The following is a 1,597-nucleotide window of genomic DNA, read 5'->3' on the forward strand; positions in this document are numbered from 1 at the left end:
GTGATGAGGAGGTCGGCATCCTTAATCTTTTCTGCAAAGTCCAGAGTTTCCAAAAGAAGCTCTATGCCGGGTTTCAACTGTGCATCCAGAAATGCGTAGAGACCGCCCCCCATACCGCCTGCCGCACCGGCACCGGGATGCAAGGATACGTCTTTGCCGGTAGTGCGGAATATGACGTCCGAAAGATGCTGCATAGCAACATCCAGTTCCTTCACCATATCCGCGTCTGCTCCTTTTTGGGGAGCGAATACGTGGGCTGCTCCATTGGGACCGAAGAAAGGATTGCGTACATCACACGCCGCCGTGAAACATGCCTTTTTCAGTGTGGGATGGGCAGAAGAGCTGTCTATGGAGCTGATTTCCGATAGAAGGGCACCGCATAGGGCGATGCCTTTTTCCATGCTTCCCACTTCGTGTCCTTCTTTATCGAAGAAACGGAATCCCAATGCTTGCAGCATTCCCAGACCGGCATCGTTCGTGGCGCTCCCTCCAAGTCCGATGACGAAACGGAGGCATCCCCGTTCCAAGGCATCGCGTATCAGTTCGCCCGTTCCGAAGGTGGTGGTTTTCATCGGATTCCTTTTGTCGGCAGGAACCAGTGGCAGGCCGCTGATGGCAGCCATTTCTACGAATGCGGTATTGCCGTCTCCGGAGATGCCGTAACTGGCATCGCACGGTTGCATCAACGGGTCGTGGGCACGGACGGTGATACGTTTTCCGTTACTGGCTGCAAGCAGGACGTCGAGCATGCCGTCTCCACCGTCGGCCACGGGGAGCACGATGGTCCGGCATTCGGGACATGCGGCATGTACCCCTTGGGCGGCAGCTTCTCCGGCTTCTGCCGAGGTGAGACATCCTTTGAAGGAATCGATGGCAATCACTATCTTTTTCATGAATTTGCTTTAATCTTTTTGGTGTGGTTTATTGATTTTTTTGATAAATCTGGCTGGATTCCCGGCTACCACAGTCATAGGAGGAACGTCTTTGGTCACTACACTGCCCGCTCCGATAATTGCGCCGTAGCCAATACGTACTCCGGGGAGGACGGTCGAATTGATTCCTATCCATACCTTATCCTCAATGGTAATCGGACGGCCATAGGTAGCGCTGCGATTCTCCGGATCGGGGTCGTGGTTGATTGTAATCAGATTGACTTTCGGTCCGATAAATACCTCATCGCCAATCGTTATGCCGCCGCGACCGAAGAAAGTGCAGCATTGCTGGATGAAGCACCCTTTTCCGATGGTGATAGGCTTACCGTAGTCGATGTAGAGTGGCGGCAGCACCGTTGTACTTTCTTCAAGCGGTTTACCGAGAATCTTGCCCATATATCCGTGTACCTCTTCGGGGGTGCGGTAACCCGTATTCATTTCTGTGGCAACCTTGATGGTAGCGAAAATGTCCTCAATTAATGCATTGTAGCCCGGCTCGTTGGGTGAAACCATCTCTCCCGATAAATCTTTTTCAAAAATACTTTTCATAATCGTTTGATTTAAATTGTTATACACTCTAATCATTTTTCGGGTACAAATGTAAGGAGGCTATGCTACAATGGCTTTGTTGTACGGTTCAATATGCTTTGCCGTGCAGTCCACGG

Annotated in this window: 2 protein-coding genes; both read right to left on the reverse strand. The window is 51.4% G+C overall.

From position 1 onward, the window contains the following. On the reverse strand, nucleotides 1-893 hold an 893-nt coding region (locus ABUA47_RS24590; RefSeq protein ID WP_349832265.1), incomplete at its 3' end, for a glycerate kinase. A 9-nt stretch (nucleotides 894-902) separates the two neighbouring features. After that, the gene (locus ABUA47_RS24595) at nucleotides 903-1,481 is read right to left on the reverse strand and encodes a sugar O-acetyltransferase (protein ID WP_035448206.1); all 579 of its coding nucleotides are present in this window, start codon (nucleotides 1,479-1,481) and stop codon (nucleotides 903-905) included. Nucleotides 1,482-1,597 lie beyond the last annotated feature (116 nt).

Source organism: Bacteroides sp. RTP31139st1_H2_RTP31139_211217, from assembly GCF_040227615.1.
In the GTDB taxonomy this organism is placed as follows: domain Bacteria; phylum Bacteroidota; class Bacteroidia; order Bacteroidales; family Bacteroidaceae; genus Bacteroides; species Bacteroides uniformis.

Excerpts from the sequence above, each read along its gene's own strand:
- ABUA47_RS24595 (WP_035448206.1), bottom strand. The coding sequence starts at position 1,481 with ATGAAAAGTATTTTTGAAAAAGATTTATCGGGAGAGATGGTTTCACCC.